The organism is Micromonospora sp. ATLC20, assembly GCF_057196585.1.
In genome coordinates this window covers 21,619-36,852 of sequence record NZ_JBXUOV010000020.1, presented here as the reverse complement: position 1 = coordinate 36,852, position 15,234 = coordinate 21,619, and the positions used below count along the sequence as shown (strand labels likewise).

Sequence of the window (15,234 nt, the reverse complement as noted above, 5' to 3'; positions counted from 1 at the left end):
GAAACGGCCCGCCCCGGCCCCGCTCACGCCAGCGGCAGGTAGACCCGCGATCCGGAGGCGACGAACTCCTCGGACTTGCCGCGCATGCCCCGCGCCGCGTAGTCCTTCAGCTCCTGGGTGATCTTCATGGAGCAGAACTTCGGCCCGCACATCGAGCAGAAGTGCGCCGTCTTCGCGGGCTCGGCGGGCAGCGTCGCGTCGTGGTACGCCCGCGCGGTCTCCGGGTCGAGCGCCAGGTTGAACTGGTCTTCCCAGCGGAACTCGAACCGGGCCTTCGACAGCGCGTCGTCCCACGCCTGCGCGCCCGGGTGCCCCTTGGCCAGGTCGGCCGCATGCGCCGCGATCTTGTACGCGATCACGCCCGCCTTCACGTCGTCGCGGTCGGGCAGCCCGAGGTGCTCCTTCGGGGTGACGTAGCAGAGCATCGCGGTGCCGAACATGCCGATCATCGCCGCGCCGATCGCGGAGGTGATGTGGTCGTACGCGGGCGCGACGTCGGTGGTCAGCGGCCCGAGCGTGTAGAACGGCGCCTCGTGGCACCACTCCTGCTGGAGGTCCACGTTCTCCTTGATCTTGTGCATCGGCACGTGCCCGGGGCCCTCGATCATCACCTGCACGTCGTACTCCCAGGCGATCTTCGTCAGCTCACCGAGCGTGCGCAGCTCGGCGAACTGCGCCTCGTCGTTGGCATCCGCGATGGAACCGGGGCGCAGGCCGTCACCGAGGGAGAACGTCACGTCGTACTTCGCGAGCAGCGAACACAGCTCCCGGAAGTTCGTGTAGAGGAAGTTCTCCTCGTGGTGTGCCAGGCACCAGGCCGCCATGATCGAGCCGCCCCGGGACACGATCCCGGTGACCCGGTCCACCGCCAGCGGCACGTACGGCAGCAGCACCCCGGCGTGCACGGTCATGTAGTCGACGCCCTGCTCCGCCTGCTCGATGACCGTCTCCCGGAACACCTCCCAGCTCAGCTTCACCGGGTCGCCGCCGACCTTCTCCAGCGCCTGGTAGATCGGCACCGTGCCGATCGGCACCGGAGCGTTCCGCACGATCGCCTCGCGGGTCTCGTGGATGCGCTTGCCGGTGGACAGGTCCATCACGGTGTCCGCGCCCCACCGGGTGGCCCAGGTCAGCTTCTCCACCTCCTCGGCCACCGACGAGGTGACGGCCGAGGTGCCGATGTTGGCGTTGACCTTCACCAGGAACGCCTTGCCGATGACGGCCGGCTCGCACTCCGGGTGGTTCACGTTCAGCGGCAGCACGGCCCGGCCGGCCGCGATCTCGTCCCGCACGAACTCCGGCGACACCGACTCGCGGATCGCCACGAACTCCATCTCCGGCGTGACGATTCCGGCCCGGGCGTACGCGAGCTGGGTCGGACGGGTTCCGGCCAGCGGCGTGCCGGCACCGCGCACCGGAGCCACGTCGCCGCGCTCGGCGATCCACGGCCCGCGCAGTGCGGGCAGCCCCACCTCCGGGTCGGAGCCGGGACCGGAGGTGTCGTAGAGCCGTACCGGCGGGTTGTCCCCGGTCAGCGGCACCTCGGCGAACGGCACCCGGATGTCCGGGCGTGACCCTTCCACGTACACCTTGCGACGTGCCTGCATGACAGCCTCCCTGTCGCTCATGCGGACCAGCCGAAGTGGTCCAGCGGGCCGCGTCCCGCGCCCAGCTCCCAGGTCCGCGCGCCGGTCAGCGCGCGGGTGACGTACTCCTTGGCGGCGGCCACCGCGACCGGCACCGCGTCGCCCGTGGCGAGCCGGACCGCGACGGCGGCCGAGAACGAACAGCCGGTGCCGTGGTTGTGCCGGGTGTCCACCCGGGGCGCGCGCAGCAGGCGGGTCGTCCCGCCGCCGGCGAGCACGTCCACCGACTCGCCGTCGGCGTCCACGTCGCCGCCGGTCACCACCACGAACGCCGGTCCGCGCGCCGCCAGCGCCTCGGCCGCCGCGACCATCTCCTCGACGGTGCCCACCGGGCCTCCGGTGAGGGCCGCGGCCTCCGCGCAGTTCGGTGTCGCCACTTCCGCGTACGGCAGCAGCCGCTCGACCGCCTCCACCACGCCGAGCCGGTGCCCGCTCGTGGCGACCAGCACCGGGTCGACGACCAGGTGCGGCAGGCGCCCGGCCCCTGCCGCCTCGGCCACCGCATCGGCGACCGCCGGGGTGCCGAGCATCCCGGTCTTCACGGCGCGCACGTCGAAGTCGCCGAGCACGCTGTCCATCTGGTCGCGCACCGATTGCGGCGGCAGCGGCAGGACGGCGTCCACGCCCCTGGTGCTCTGCGCGGTGACTGCGGTGAGGACTGTCGTGCCGTACGCCCCGAGCGCGGCGAACGTCTTGAGGTCGGCCTGGATGCCCGCTCCCGCTCCGGAGTCGGAGCCGGCGATGCTCAGAACTGTTTTCGGCGTCACTTGTCTTCTCCGGTGGTTGCGGTTCAGGGCTGCGGCCGACCGTGCCCACTCCGGGCGGTCAGGCTTGATCCCTCCGTGGTCACGGTCGGCCGCAGCCCTTCTCGTGTGGGCCTTCGTCGGATCGCGCGGGGTGGGTGCGCGCCACACGGGTGGCCGCCTCCTGGAAGGCTCTGCCAAGCGTGGTGGCGGTTTCGGTGGAGTCGTTGGCGCGCATGACGGCTCCCAGGACTGCTACTCCTGTTGCGCCCGCTTCAACGCAGGCCGCTACCTGAGCTGCCGTTTCGATGCCGCCGAGGGCGAGCACCGGGACCGGGCTGGCTTTCACCAGCTCGCTCAATCCGTCCGGTCGCAACGCCGGGCCGTAGCCGGGCTTTGTCTGTGTCGCGTAGACCGGGGACAGCGTCGCGTAGTGCTCGGTGGTGAGCCGGGCCAGCTCGGCGGTGTCGTGGCAGGAGCGGCCGACGAGTCCGACGGCGGGCGGCGGGTACGGGCCGGCCGCGGGCAGGTGCACCGCGTCCCCGTCGAGCGGGTCCGGTCCAGCGACGACGAGCGTGCCGCCTGCCTCGGCGAGGATCGCGCGCAGGTCGACGGCGAGCGCGAGGCGTTCGGCGCGGGGCAGGTCCTTCTCCCGCAGCACCACCCACCGCACTCCCCCGCCGACGGCACCAGCGACCACGTCGACGAGCGGTCCCCGAGCGACCCGTCGATCGGTGAGCACGACGACCCCGGTCGGACCGGCGTAGATCTTGTTACGCGGCCGTCCCTCCACGGGCGCCTCCGTACCAGGATCCGCAGCGCGTACGGCGGTCACAGGTCGGGCCGTCCCTCGTCGGGGGTGGACGGCAAGGCGTGGAAGCGGCGGGTGATGCGGCCCGCGCCGTACGCCAGGCGGCCGGCCTCGACCGCGTAGCGCATCGCCGTGGCCATCGCCACCGGGTCGGCGGCCCGGGTCACGGCGCTCGCCAGCAGCACCGCGTCGCAGCCCAGCTCCATCGCCAGCGCGGCGTCGGAGGCGGTGCCGATGCCCGCGTCCAGCACCACCGGCACGTCCACGGCCGCGCGGATCAGCCGGATGTGGTGCGGGTTGCCGATGCCCAGCCCGGAACCGATCGGCGACCCGGCCGGCATCACCGCCGCGCAGCCCACGTCGGCCAGCCGCCGCGCCAGCACCGGATCGTCCGAGGTGTACGGCAGCACTGTGAACCCGTCGGCCACCAGTTCCTCGACGGCGCGCAGCAGCTCCACCCCGTCGGGCAGGAGCGTGCGCTCGTCGCCGATCACCTCCAGCTTCACCCAGTCGGTGTCGAACGCCTCCCGGGCCAGGTGCGCCGTCTTCACCGCCTCCACCGCGGTACGGCAGCCGGCCGTGTTCGGCAGCAGCCGTACACCGCACCGCTCCACCAGGTCGAGCAGGCCGCCCGACCCGCCGGGTGTGGTGTCCACCCGGCGCAGCGCCAACGTCACCAGCTCGGTGCCGGAAGCGCGGATCGCCTGCTCCAGCACGTGCAGGTTGGCCGCGCCGCCGGTGCCGAGGACGAGCCGGGAGCCGAACGCGACCCCGCCGATCTCCAGCGTGGACATGCCGTTCACCCGCCCTGGGTGGCGCTGAGCACCTCGACGCGGTCGCCGTCGCGCAGGACGCTCGCCGACCAGCCGCCGCGCGGCACCACCTCGCCGTTCACCGCTACGGCGAGCCCGCGCTCCCGGTCGGTGACGGTGCGGACCACCTCGGCGACGGTGACGCCCTCGGGCAGCGTCCGGCCGGTGCCGTTGACGATCAGTTCCACGTGCGCTCCTTCCCGAAGCGGTCCGGGGTGAAGGGGGCGAGCGCGGGATCCGGCTCGCCGGTGACGATCAGCTCGGTGACCAGGTCGGCGGTGACCGGGGTGAGCACGATGCCGTGCCGGTGGTGCCCGGTCGCCGCGAGCACGCCCGGCTGCCCGGGCAGCGGCCCGATGATCGGCGCGTTGTCCGGCGTACCCGGACGCAGCCCGGCGACTGCCTCCACCACTTCGTACTCGACGAGTTCCGGCACCAGTTCGGCGGCGGCGCGCAGCAGTGTCAGCACGCCACCGGCGGTGACAGCGGTGTCCGCGCGCTCCTCGACCGTCGCCCCGACCACGACCTCTCCGCTGTCCCGGGGCACCAGGTAGACCGACTCGCTGTCCGCGTACCCCCGGATCACGTGCCGGAAGCCCGGCGGACCGCCACCCGGCGCGCGCAGCCGCAGCACCTGGCCCTTGACCGGCCGGACCGGCAGGCCGGTCAGCGCCGCCGCGCCGCATCCGGCCGCGACCACAGTGATCCTTGCGTCCACCTCGGACAGCGCGCCGACGCGGGCCGGACGCAGCTCCACCCCGGCGCGCTCGGCGGCCGTGCGCAGCGCGACGACCAGCCGCCGCGGGTCGACCTGGTGGTCGCCGGGCGCGACAGCGCCGCCGCGCACGCGCGGCGCCAGCGCCGGCTCGCGGTCGCGCAGCTCCGAGGGGCGCAGCGGCGTGATCGGCAGTCTCAAACCCCGTTGGTACGACCACAGCCGCCCCGCCTCGGCCAGGTCGTCGGCGGTGAGCCCGACGACGAGCGTGCCCTCGGTGCGGTAGCCGAGGTCGACGCCGCTCGCCCCGGCCAGCTCGGCGGCGAAACCGGGCCAACGCGCGGCGGACTCGACGAGGAGCGCGGTCAGTTCGTGCTCACCGAAGTACGCCTCGGCGACCGGCGACAGCATCCCGGCGGCCACCGACGACGCACCCGACCCGGGCCGGTCGTCGTGCACGACCACGCGCAGTCCGCGCTGCGCGCACCGCCACGCGATCGCGAGTCCCACCGGCCCGGCGCCCACCACCGCCACGTCGGCCGGGCTCATCGCGTCAGCGCCCGCAGCAGTTCGGCGGTGGCGTGCGCGGGATCGGCGGCCAGGCTGAGCGCGCCGACCACCGCCACCCCGTACGCCCCGGCCGCCCGCAACGCCGGCACGCTCGCGGCGGTCACCCCGCCGATCGCGATCACCGGCACGCTCACCGCCTCGGCGACCGCGCGTACCCCGTCGGGGCCGATCGGGTCCGGCAGGCCGGACTTGGTGGTGGTGGCGTGGCACGGGCCCACGCCCAGGTAGCTCGCGCCCGCGTCCACCGCCGCGCGGGCGCCTACCGGCTCCCGGGCGGTCGCGCCGAGCACCGCGTCCGGGCCGAGTACCCGGCGGGCGGCTGCGACCGGCAGGTCGTCCGCGCCGACGTGGCCCCCGGCGGCGTCCACCGCGAGCGCCACGTGCAGCCGGTCGTTGACCAGGCACCGCGCTCCGTACGGCCGGCACGCCTCGGTCACCCGGCACGCCAGCTCGTACGCCTCCCGGTCGGTGGCGTCGTCCTCCACGCGCACCTGCACGACGAGGTCGGCGCGCGCGACGGGCAGGGCGGCACGCAGCACGGCGAGCGGGTCACGCCCCGGCCGGGTGTCGGTGATGAGATGCAGTCGTCCCAGGGACAGCACGGCAACGCTCCTCCCTGCGCCGGCATTACCCGGATCAGGTTCGACGGTCGGGGGCTCCCAGCCCCCCTCTCAGCCCGGTCCGCACCGGGCTCCCGTGGGTCACTTGCGGCCTACCGTACGACGCCTCCCGCCCGTACGGAAGCCCGGGTGAGGTTTTTCCCAGGAACCAGCCGTCCGCCGGATCGGGGCAGCGGGTGACCGTCCCGTCACGACACGCTGCCGGGATGGCCGTTCCCGCCCGCGTTCCGCGCCGCCTGGCGATCGTGCCGTTCCGGGGCGGCAGTGTCGTCTCCGAAGGGCTGCTCACCTGGACGATGCTGCGCGGGCCGGCGTGGATCCGCCTGCTGCCGGACGTGTACGTGCACCGGGACGGATACCGCGCCGACGACCACCGGATGTGGTGCGAGGCGGTGACGTTGCGTCTGCCGCCGGATGCCGTGCTTGCCGGGCGCAGCGCCGCCTGGGTGTACGGCGTGGACGTGCTCACCCGCGACGCGCCGGTCACAGTGGTGCTGCCGCCTGCTGCTCGACTGCGACCGCACCCACGGTTGCGGGTGGTCCGGTCGCCGATGGCGGCGCGGGACCGCACCCTCGTCGGCGGGCTACCGGTCACCACCCCGCTGCGTACCGCGTTCGACCTGGGCCGCCACGGCACCCGCGTCGAGGCGTTGGTCGCCGTCGACGCGCTGCTGCGTCGCCGGGTCGTGATGCTGCCCGCCCTGCGGGCCTACGCCGCCGACCGGCCGGGTTGGCCGGGTGCTCCGCTGCTGCGCGAGGTACTGGCGGTGGCCGAGCCGCTGAGCGAGTCCCCGATGGAGACACGGTTGCGGCTGCTCCTGCTCGACGCCGGCCTCGGCCCGCTCGTCGCACAGCACGAGGTACGCACCGGCGGACGCTTCGTGGCTCGGGTGGACCTGGCCTGGCCGGCTCTCCGCCTCGCGGTCGAGTACGACGGTGACCACCACCGGGAGCGGGCGCACTTCCGGCGGGACGTGGCGCGCCTGAACGCGCTCCGCGCGGCCGGGTGGGTCGTGCTCCGGTTCACCGCCGACGACGTGCTACGCCGCCCCGACGCCACAGTGGCCCTGGTGCGCCAGGCCCTGGCAGAACGTCGCGCCATCGAGACGAACCACTGATCCGTGCCCGCAGCCCCGGCCCGCCACCCGCCGCCCGCAGACACCCATGGCGTTCCACTCATCGTCAGAATCAGCCGCGAGTGGAACACCATGGGTGTCTCAAGGCCCTCTTGACACCCATGGTGTTCCACTCGTCGTGAGCGCTGCCTCTGGGGGGAGGGGATTGGGTGCCCGAGGTAAGGGCGGGCCGTCGGTGGCGGGGACGGTCAGAGGATGGCGTCCAAGGCGTCGAGGTCCTCGTCGCTGGGCTGCCACGTCCCGGCTTCGGCGTTCGCCTTCACCTGCTCGGGGGTCGTCGCGCCGGCGATCACGGAGGTCACGGCGGGACGGGCGGCCAGGCCGCCGATGGCCACCTGGAGCATGGTGATGCCGCGCTCGGCCGCGTACGCCTCGATCGCCTCGATGACGTCCCAGCGCGCGGCGGCCAGCCGCTCGGCGTACCGGCCGCCACCGGCCAGTCGGCTGCCAGCCGGGGGTGCCTCACCGCGCTTGTACTTGCCGGTGAGCAGCCCGTTGGCGAGCGGGAAGAACGGCAGCATGCCGAGGCCGAACCGCTCGCAGGCGGGGATCACCTCGTCCTCCACCCCGCGTTCCACAAGCGAGTAGTGGTTCTGCGCGGAGATGAACCGGGTACGCCCCTGCGACGACGCGGTCCAGTCGGCGTCGGCGATCTGCCAGCCGGCGAAGTTGGAGTTGCCCAGGTAGCGCACCTTGCCGGCGGTCACCAGGTCGTCCAGCGCGGCGAGCGTCTCGTCGATCGGGGTGCCCGGGTCGGGCTCGTGCATCTGGTACAGGTCGATGTGGTCGGTGCCGAGCCGGCGCAGCGACGCCTCGACCGCGCGGGCGATGTAGCGGCGGGCGCCCCGGGCGCTGTGGTCCGGCCCGTTCGCGCCGTGCATGTCCATGCCGAACTTGGTGGCCACCACCACGTCGTCGCGGCGGCCCTTGAGCGCCTGGCCGAGCAGTTCCTCGGAGGCGCCCTGCGGCTCGCCGTAGATGTCGGCGGTGTCGAAGAAGTTGATCCCGGCGTCGAGCGCGGCGTCCACCACCGCCCGGGTGCCGTCGCTGTCGAGTTTGCGGCCGAAGTTGTTGCAGCCGATACCGACCACTGACACCACGAGCCCGGAGTCGCCCAGCCGGCGATAGGTCATCTCACTCACGAGATCCACCCTATGCCCGCTGCCCGGGTGTCATCCGGGCAGCGGCAGCACCTCGGCGGCCAGCGTCCGGGCGGCGGCGATCGTCGCCGCCAGCTCGGACGGGGTACGCCCCACCGCGCCCAGCAGTTCCTGCGCCCGCTCGGCGAAGTCCGGCGGCGCACCAGGCAGGCGTCCGGCGGACGTGATCATGCCCTTCTCGTTGACCAGCCACCGTCCGGCCCGGCCGTGCAGCGCGTGGACCAGCACGCCGACCACCCGGAACAGGCAGCCCGCCACGTAGCCGGCGTCGCCTCCGGCCGCGCCCTTCGCCGCGCCGTCGAGCAGCAGCCCGGTCTCCCAGCCGCCGGCGACCAGCGCGGCGCCGAGCGCGGGCGGGTAGTCGACGGTCTCGGCCCGCAGCGCGGTCAGCTCGCCGCTCGGGTCGCCGAGCACCCGTCCGAGCGCCACCTCCCCGGCGTACGCGTGCGAGTAGAAGCCGAGCGGGTGCCCGGCCTGCACCTCGACCGTGTAGCGGCCGGCCCGGCAGTCCGCCCAGACCCGGTGCACCCGGTCCAGGTCGCGGTAGATCCAGTCCACCGCGACGCCGCCGACACGCAGCCAGCCGCCACCGTCGACCCACGGTCCCCAGCCGCCCGGAGCGGTGAGGTCCACCGGCCCGTCGGCGATCGAGGCGGCCACCGCGCGCAGCCCGGCCAGGTCGGGCGTACCCCGGTAGTAGAGGCCCAGGTCCCAGTCGGAGTCGGGCCGGTGGTCGCCGCGGGCGCGGCTGCCGCCGAGCGCCACCGCGACCACGCCGTCCACCGCGCACAGCCGGTCGGCCAGCTCCCGGTCAATCACCCCACGTCCCAGACCGGCTCCGGCGTCTCCACCACGTCGCCGTCGCCCCGGAACAGCACGAACCGGTCGAAGGTACGGGTGAACCACCTGTCGTGTGTCACAGCGACCACTGTCCCCTCGAACGCGGTCAGCCCGGCCTCCAGTGCCTCGGCCGAGGCCAGGTCGAGGTTGTCCGTGGGCTCGTCGAGCAGCAGCAGCGTCGCCCCGGACAGCTCCAGCAGCAGCACCAGGAAGCGGGCCTGCTGCCCGCCGGAGAGCGTGCCGAACCGCTGGTCGCCCTGGCCGGCGAGCTCGTACCGGGACAGCGCCGCCATGGCCGCGTGCCGGTCCATGCCGGCCCGGTGGTCGTCGCCGCGCCACAGCACCTCGACGAGCGTCTTGGCCATCAGCTCCGGCCGGTCGTGGGTCTGCGAGAAGTGCCCGGGCCGGACCCGCGCGCCGAGCCGCACCACGCCGCCGTGGGCGACCGGTGCGAGCGCGCCGGCACCGTCGACGGGGGTGTTTCCCGGCTCCGGGTCGGTGCCGCCGCGGGCCAGCAGGCGCAGGAAGTGCGACTTGCCGGTGCCGTTCGCGCCGAGCACCGCGACCCGGTCGCCGTACCAGAGTTCCAGGTCGAACGGGTACGTCAGGCCGTCCAGCTCCAGCTGCTCGGCGATGACCGCGCGCTTGCCGGTCCGCCCGCCGGTCAGGCGCATCCGGATGTCCTGGTCCTTCGGGGGTACGGGCGGCGGCCCGGCCTCCTCGAACTTGCGCAACCGGGTCTGCGCGGCCTGGTAGCGGGAGGCCATCCCGTCGTTGTACGCGGCCTTCTGCTTGTACATCAGCATCAGCTCGCGCAGCTTCTGGTGTTCCTCGTCCCAGCGTTTGCGCAGCTCGTCGAGGCGGGCGTGCCGGGCCACCCGGGCGTCGTGCCAGCTCGCGAAGCCGCCCGGGTGCACCCACGCGCTGCCGCCCTCCACCGCGACGACGCGGTCGGCGGTCTGCGCCAGCAGTTCCCGGTCGTGCGAGACGTAGAGCACCGACTTGCCCGACTCGCGCAGACGCGCCTCCAGCCAGCGTTTGCCGGGTACGTCGAGGAAGTTGTCCGGCTCGTCGAGCAGCAGCACCTCGTCCGGGCCGCGCAGCAGCAGTTCCAGCGCGAAGCGTTTCTGCTGGCCGCCGGAGAGCGTGCGCACGGGCCGTTCCCGGGCGCTGTCCCACGGCAGGTCCAGCACGATGGTGGCGACGGTGTCGAAGAGGACCTCCGCGTCGTACCCGCCGGTCTCGCCCCAGGCGGCGAGCGCCTCGGCGTACGCGAGCTGGGTCTTCGCGGCGGCGGAGCTGTACTTGCCGCGAACCTCGGCCGCCCGCATGGCCGCCTCGGTCTCGGCGAGCCGCCGCCCGGCGTCGCGCAGTGCCGGCGGCGCCAGCGACAGGGCCAGGTCGGCGAGCGTGGACTCGTCGCCGATCATGCCGATGAACTGCCGCATGACGCCCAGCCCGCCGGAGCGGGCGATCGCGCCGGTCTTCACCGGCAGGTCACCGGCGACCATCCGCAGCAGCGTGGTCTTGCCGGCGCCGTTCGGGCCGACCAGCGCCACCTTGGCACCCTCACCGACCCGGAACGAGACGTCACTGAACAGCTCACGCCCGTCCGGGAGGATGTGCCCCACTCCTGCCACGTCCACGTATCCCACGCGGGCATCCTGCCCGAGCCGGGTCGGTGGACGACACCGGATTACCGGGTGACCCGCAGCACCCGGTAGCCCTTCTGGCTGGCGTGCCGCTCGACGGACCAGCCCTGCTCGACCAGCCAGCGGTGCAGCGAGTCGCCGCCGAGGTGCCGGGCGACGACCAGCCAGGCCACGCCGTCCGGGGCGAGGCGGGGCAGCCAGCGCAGCAGCAGGGCGTGCAGTTCCGGCTTGCCGATGTGGATCGGCGGGTTGGACCAGATCTGGGTGAAGGTGACGTCGTCCGGCAGTTCGTCCGGCGCGACGGCGCGTACCCGGTCGGCGGCGCCGATCCTTACCGCGTTGTCGGTGGTGAGGGCGCGGGCGCGCTCGTTGACGTCCACGGCCCAGACGGTGGCTTTCGGCGCGACGGTGGCGAGGACGCAGGTGATCGGGCCGAAGCCGCAGCCGATGTCGAGCAGCGCGCCGGTGACGTCGGCGGCCGGCAGGTCGGCCTTGCGCAGCAGCACGGCGGTGCCCGGGTCGAGCCGGTCGGCGGAGAAGACGCCACCGGCCGAGCCGAGTGTGTAGTCGCGCCCGGCGACGGTGAACTCGACCTCGCGCGGGCGGGCCGGGGCCGAGGGTTCAGCGGTGAAGTAGTGGTCGCCGGTCACGCAGGCATTCTCGCACCGGGCCGGGGCGGTTCCGGCGACGGTGTCACCGGCGGAGCCGGACGCCACTCCGCCAGAATTTCCCGATATTACCCCTGAAAGGGACAATCAGTCCTACTCTATGCCACATGGTGTACCGGTACGAGTCCGATGAGGACGCCTTCCTGGAGTACCCGAATCCCGGGTCGGCCCCGAACGGGCCCGCAGCCACGACGCCGCCGCCCGCGGGTCCGTCACGCTCCCGGTTCCCCACGCCGTCGCTGCCCCCGCCGCCGCGCCCGCAACCGGCGCTGCCGCCGGCCGGCACGGCCGAGCAGGCCATCCCCGACGGGCAGGCGGTGGCAGACGACGCCCGCGCACCCGTTCCGGCACCACCGGCCCCGGCGCCGGCACCCGGACGGCCCGCGCCACCACGGGAGCCCTCCCCGGTGCCGCAGCCCGCGCCGCCCATGCCCGCGCCCGTACCGGCGGCGGTGGACCGGCCGACGGTGCCGATCCCGGCCAGCCCCACCGCCCGCGCCGCCGACGTCTCCGAGCTGCCCCGGACCCGGCGCGCCGAACGCCGCGGCGGCGGCCGGTTCTGGCAGACGCTCGTCGGCGGCGCCGCCGTCCTGCTGCTGCTCTCGCTCACCGGGCTCGCCGTCGCGGCTCTGCTCGACGAACGCACCGCCACGCCCCCGGCTGGCCAGCCGACCCCGCAGCCGACCGAGTCCAGCACCCCGTCCGGCGGCACCGACCTGGACTCCCGGGACACCGACCAGGCGTCACTCACCGCCAAGGAGGTCTTCCCGACAAAGGATCTGGTGGTCACCGACGGGAAGCCCGCATACCGGGTGCTGAAGACCCAGGCCAGCCCGAAGTGCCAGGTAGCGGCCACCGGCGAGATCGCCGACCTGCTGGTCCGGCTCGGCTGCAACCAGGTCGTGCGGGGCACGCTCCGCTCCCCCGACGGCGACCACCTGATCACCGCCGGTCTGTTCAACCTCACCGACGTGGCCACCGCCCAGCGGGTACGCGACCGCATCCGGCCGCTGCTCGACGCGCGCCAGGGACGGTTCCGTGGCATGGCGGCCGGCGACGACACCGAGGCGGTGGAACGGGCCGCGGCCCGGGTCGCCTGGCAGGTACGCGGACACTACGTCGCCTACTGCCTGGTCACCCGCGCCGACGGGGAACGTATCCCGAGCGACGACGCGACCGCCCGCGAGATCATGTTCGACATGGTCGAGCTGCACCTCAACCGGAGTGTGCTGGACCGTCGCGCGGCGGCCGGCACGGCCGGGCAGCCCGACGCCGAATCGGCCGGGGACAGCGCCGGTCAGCGGGGCACGGACTGAGCCGGGCTCAGCCCTCGGCCACCGGCACCCGCAACCGGCGGGTCGCCTCGGCCCGGCGGGCGTACTCGGCCGGGTCGGCCGGGTAGCCCACAGCGACCAGGGCGAGGCCGTGCGCCGGCGCCACTGTCACCTCGCTGGAGCGCTCACGCCGGGTCAGCAGGCCGGCCGGCCACTGGACCGGCCGCCGCCCGTCGCCGGCCACCAGCATCGCCCCGACCAGGCTGCGTACCATGTTCTGGCAGAACGCGTCGGCCTGCACGGTGGCGACAAGGATCCCGTCCGGGTCGCGCCGCCAGTCCAGCCGGGTCACCTCGCGCAGCGTGGTGGCGTTCTCCTTGCGCCGGCAGTACGCGGCGAAGTCGTGCTCGCCCACCAGCCCGGCGGCGGCGGCGTTCAGGGCCGCCAGGTCCAACGGCTTGGGCCAGGCCAGGGTGTCCCGGCGGCGTAGCGGCTCGGCACCCCACCGGGCGTCGGTGACCCGGTACTCGTAGCGCCGAAACGTGGCCGAGAACCGGGCGTCGAAGTCGGCGGGCACCTCGGTCATCGCGCGTACCCGGGCATCTGGCGGCAGGAGCCGGGCCAGCCGGCGCAGCAGCCGGCCCTCGTGCTCCCGCCACACGGGAGTCGGCAGGTCGAGGTGGCAGACCTGCCCGGTGGCGTGCACCCCGGCGTCGGTACGCCCGGCCACCGTCAGGCCGGTCGCCGTGCCCGCGCCGAGCACCAGGTCCAGCGTCTGCATGAGTACGCCGGCCACTGTGCGCCGGGTCGGCTGGGGCGCCCAGCCGGAGAAGTCGGTGCCGTCGTACGAGACGTCCAGCCGCAGCCGGGTCCGCTCGTCCACCTCGTACCTCCTGTCGACGGCGACGGGCCCGGCACCCCCGAGGGGATGCCGGGCCCGGTCGAGCCTGATGTCAGGCCTTGTCGTTCTCGGTGGCCTCGTCGCTGTCCTCACGGGCGGCGGCGGTGTCACCCGACGCGGAGACCGGCGCCTCGGCGTCCTGGTCACCGGCGCTGGAGCGCGGGGTCTCCTCGGCCGGGGCCAGGGCCTCGACCTTGTCCTGCTGCGCGGCCTTGCGGGCGGCGGTCTTCTTGTTCGCCTTCGGCTCGGCGACCTGAAGCTCCTCCACCAGCTCGATGATCGCCATCGGAGCGGCGTCACCCTTGCGCGGACCGGTCTTCACGATCCGGGTGTAGCCACCGTTGCGGTTGGCGTACCGGGGCGCGATCTGGTCGAACAGGGCGTAGACCACGTCCTTGTCCTTGACGACGCCCAGCACGCGGCGGCGCGAGGCGAGGTCGCCGCGCTTGGCCTTGGTGATGAGCTGCTCGGCCAGCGGACGCAGCCGCCGGGCCTTCGTCTCGGTGGTCTGGATCTTGCCGTGCTGGAACAGCGCAGTGGCCAGGTTGGCCAGCATCAGCCGCTCGTGCGCGGGGCTGCCGCCGAGGCGGGGGCCCTTGGTGGGCGTGGGCATGCTTGGTGCTCCTCAGGTGTGGCGGCAGCGCGGACTAGAGCTGCTCGGTCTCGCGGTAGTCGTCGGTGTCGTAGTCCGCCTCGCCGAAGGCGTCCACGACGTGCGCCGGGTCGAAGTTCGGAGCCGAGTCCTTCAGCCCCAGGCCCATCCCGGCGAGCTTCATCTTGACCTCGTCGATCGACTTCTGACCGAAGTTGCGGATGTCGAGGAGGTCGGCCTCGGTACGCCCGATGAGCTCACCAACGGAGTTGATGCCCTCGCGCTTGAGGCAGTTGTAGGAGCGGACGGTGAGGTCCAGCTCCTCGATCGGCAGGGCCAGGTCCGCCGCCAGCTGGGCGTCCTGCGGCGACGGCCCGATGTCGATGCCCTCGGCGGTCTCGTCCAGCTCCCGGGCCAGCCCGAACAGCTCCACCAGCGTCGAGCCGGCCGAGGCCAGCGCAGTACGCGGGCCCATCGACGGCTTGGTCTCGACGTCGATGATGAGCCGGTCGAAGTCGGTCCGCTGCTCGACGCGGGTCGCCTCGACCCGGTACGTCACCTTGAGCACCGGCGAGTAGATCGAGTCGACCGGGATCCGGCCGATCTCGGCGCCCGCCTGCTTGTTCTGCGCCGCCGTGACGTAGCCGCGACCCCGCTCGACGGTCAGCTCCATGTCGAGCCGGCCCTTGCCGTTGAGGGTGGCGAGCTTCAGGTCCGGGTTGTGCACCGAGACACCGGCCGGGGGCTGGATGTCACCGGCGGTCACGTCGCCCGGGCCCTGCTTGCGCAGGTACATGCTGACCGGCTCGTCGTGCTCGGAGCTGACGCACAGCTCCTTGATGTTCATGACGAGCTCGACCACGTCCTCCTTGACACCGGGGATCGTGGTGAACTCGTGCAGCACACCGTCGATCTTGATCGAGGTGACCGCCGCACCCGGGATCGAGGACAGCAGCGTACGCCGGAGCGAGTTGCCCAGCGTGTAGCCGAAGCCGGGCTCCAGCGGCTCGATGGTGAACCGGGAGCGGGTCTCGTTGATCGACTCTTCGGAGAGAGACGGTCGCTGGCTGATGAGCATCTTTTCTCTTCTCTTC

The 15,234-nt window shown here is 73.5% G+C and carries 16 protein-coding genes and 1 riboswitch; of the genes, 2 read left to right on the top strand and 14 right to left on the bottom strand.

Annotation, left to right across the window (positions count from 1 at the left end; all coding sequences use genetic code 11):
• Window positions 1-23 precede the first annotated feature (23 nt).
• The 7 genes from thiC to thiE form a co-directional block, all read right to left on the bottom strand.
• Complete coding sequence (gene thiC, locus AC2CHG_RS07280) at window positions 24-1,607, bottom strand: phosphomethylpyrimidine synthase ThiC (protein ID WP_269697658.1); 1,584 nt, start codon at window positions 1,605-1,607, stop codon at window positions 24-26.
• Window positions 1,608-1,624: 17 nt separating this feature from the next.
• Window positions 1,625-2,413 (bottom strand): bifunctional hydroxymethylpyrimidine kinase/phosphomethylpyrimidine kinase, encoded by a 789-nt coding sequence (thiD, locus tag AC2CHG_RS07275; protein WP_269697659.1) that lies wholly within the window; start codon window positions 2,411-2,413, stop codon window positions 1,625-1,627.
• A 79-nt stretch (window positions 2,414-2,492) separates the two neighbouring features.
• The gene (locus AC2CHG_RS07270) at window positions 2,493-3,182 is read right to left on the bottom strand and encodes a thiamine phosphate synthase (protein WP_315985919.1); all 690 of its coding nucleotides are present in this window, start codon (window positions 3,180-3,182) and stop codon (window positions 2,493-2,495) included.
• Window positions 3,183-3,220: 38 nt separating this feature from the next.
• The gene (locus AC2CHG_RS07265; protein WP_484524413.1) at window positions 3,221-3,994 is read right to left on the bottom strand and encodes a thiazole synthase; all 774 of its coding nucleotides are present in this window, start codon (window positions 3,992-3,994) and stop codon (window positions 3,221-3,223) included.
• Window positions 3,995-3,999: 5 nt separating this feature from the next.
• Complete coding sequence (gene thiS, locus AC2CHG_RS07260) at window positions 4,000-4,200, bottom strand: sulfur carrier protein ThiS (protein WP_013288601.1); 201 nt, start codon at window positions 4,198-4,200, stop codon at window positions 4,000-4,002.
• The gene (gene thiO / locus AC2CHG_RS07255; RefSeq protein WP_484524412.1) at window positions 4,191-5,276 is read right to left on the bottom strand and encodes a glycine oxidase ThiO; all 1,086 of its coding nucleotides are present in this window, start codon (window positions 5,274-5,276) and stop codon (window positions 4,191-4,193) included. Before thiO ends, thiS begins: the two co-directional genes overlap by 10 nt.
• The gene (gene thiE / locus AC2CHG_RS07250; protein ID WP_463839384.1) at window positions 5,273-5,896 is read right to left on the bottom strand and encodes a thiamine phosphate synthase; all 624 of its coding nucleotides are present in this window, start codon (window positions 5,894-5,896) and stop codon (window positions 5,273-5,275) included. Before thiE ends, thiO begins: the two co-directional genes overlap by 4 nt.
• Window positions 5,894-6,005, bottom strand: a riboswitch (TPP riboswitch). (Overlaps the previous gene by 3 nt.)
• 118 nt (window positions 6,006-6,123) lie before the next feature.
• Here thiE and AC2CHG_RS07245 point away from each other — a divergent pair.
• Entirely contained in the window at window positions 6,124-7,035 is a 912-nt protein-coding gene (locus tag AC2CHG_RS07245; RefSeq protein WP_484524411.1) for a DUF559 domain-containing protein, read from the top strand.
• 206 nt (window positions 7,036-7,241) lie between these two features.
• Here the strand turns inward: AC2CHG_RS07245 and AC2CHG_RS07240 are convergent, their stop codons facing one another.
• Genes AC2CHG_RS07240 through AC2CHG_RS07225 form a run of 4 tightly spaced genes read right to left on the bottom strand, consistent with a single transcriptional unit; the run spans window position 7,242 to window position 11,355 of the window.
• Complete coding sequence (locus AC2CHG_RS07240) at window positions 7,242-8,204, bottom strand: aldo/keto reductase (RefSeq protein ID WP_484524410.1); 963 nt, start codon at window positions 8,202-8,204, stop codon at window positions 7,242-7,244.
• A 21-nt stretch (window positions 8,205-8,225) separates the two neighbouring features.
• Window positions 8,226-9,032, bottom strand: coding sequence for a nucleotidyltransferase family protein (locus AC2CHG_RS07235; protein WP_484524409.1), 807 nt, complete (start codon window positions 9,030-9,032; stop codon window positions 8,226-8,228).
• On the bottom strand, window positions 9,029-10,708 hold the full coding sequence (locus tag AC2CHG_RS07230) for an ABC-F family ATP-binding cassette domain-containing protein (protein WP_484524408.1): 1,680 nt from the start codon (window positions 10,706-10,708) through the stop codon (window positions 9,029-9,031). The genes AC2CHG_RS07235 and AC2CHG_RS07230 overlap by 4 nt, the downstream gene beginning before the upstream one ends.
• Before the next feature lie 41 nt (window positions 10,709-10,749).
• Window positions 10,750-11,355, bottom strand: coding sequence for a class I SAM-dependent methyltransferase (locus AC2CHG_RS07225; RefSeq protein WP_194801420.1), 606 nt, complete (start codon window positions 11,353-11,355; stop codon window positions 10,750-10,752).
• A 125-nt stretch (window positions 11,356-11,480) separates the two neighbouring features.
• Between AC2CHG_RS07225 and AC2CHG_RS07220 the strand changes: the two genes are divergently transcribed.
• A complete protein-coding gene (locus tag AC2CHG_RS07220) occupies window positions 11,481-12,689 on the top strand; it encodes a hypothetical protein (RefSeq protein WP_228532304.1) in 1,209 nt (402 codons plus the stop codon).
• Between the two features lie 7 nt (window positions 12,690-12,696).
• Here the strand turns inward: AC2CHG_RS07220 and truA are convergent, their stop codons facing one another.
• From truA to AC2CHG_RS07205, 3 genes are all read right to left on the bottom strand, one after another.
• A complete protein-coding gene (truA, locus tag AC2CHG_RS07215) occupies window positions 12,697-13,530 on the bottom strand; it encodes a tRNA pseudouridine(38-40) synthase TruA (RefSeq protein WP_194801421.1) in 834 nt (277 codons plus the stop codon).
• Window positions 13,531-13,600: 70 nt separating this feature from the next.
• Window positions 13,601-14,161 carry a 50S ribosomal protein L17 gene (rplQ, locus tag AC2CHG_RS07210; RefSeq protein ID WP_013288611.1) on the bottom strand — a complete coding sequence of 187 codons (561 nt, stop codon included), beginning with the start codon at window positions 14,159-14,161 and terminating at the stop codon, window positions 13,601-13,603.
• A 34-nt stretch (window positions 14,162-14,195) separates the two neighbouring features.
• Window positions 14,196-15,218: a DNA-directed RNA polymerase subunit alpha gene (locus tag AC2CHG_RS07205; protein ID WP_007073009.1), complete on the bottom strand. Its 1,023-nt coding sequence runs from the start codon at window positions 15,216-15,218 to the stop codon at window positions 14,196-14,198.
• Window positions 15,219-15,234 lie beyond the last annotated feature (16 nt).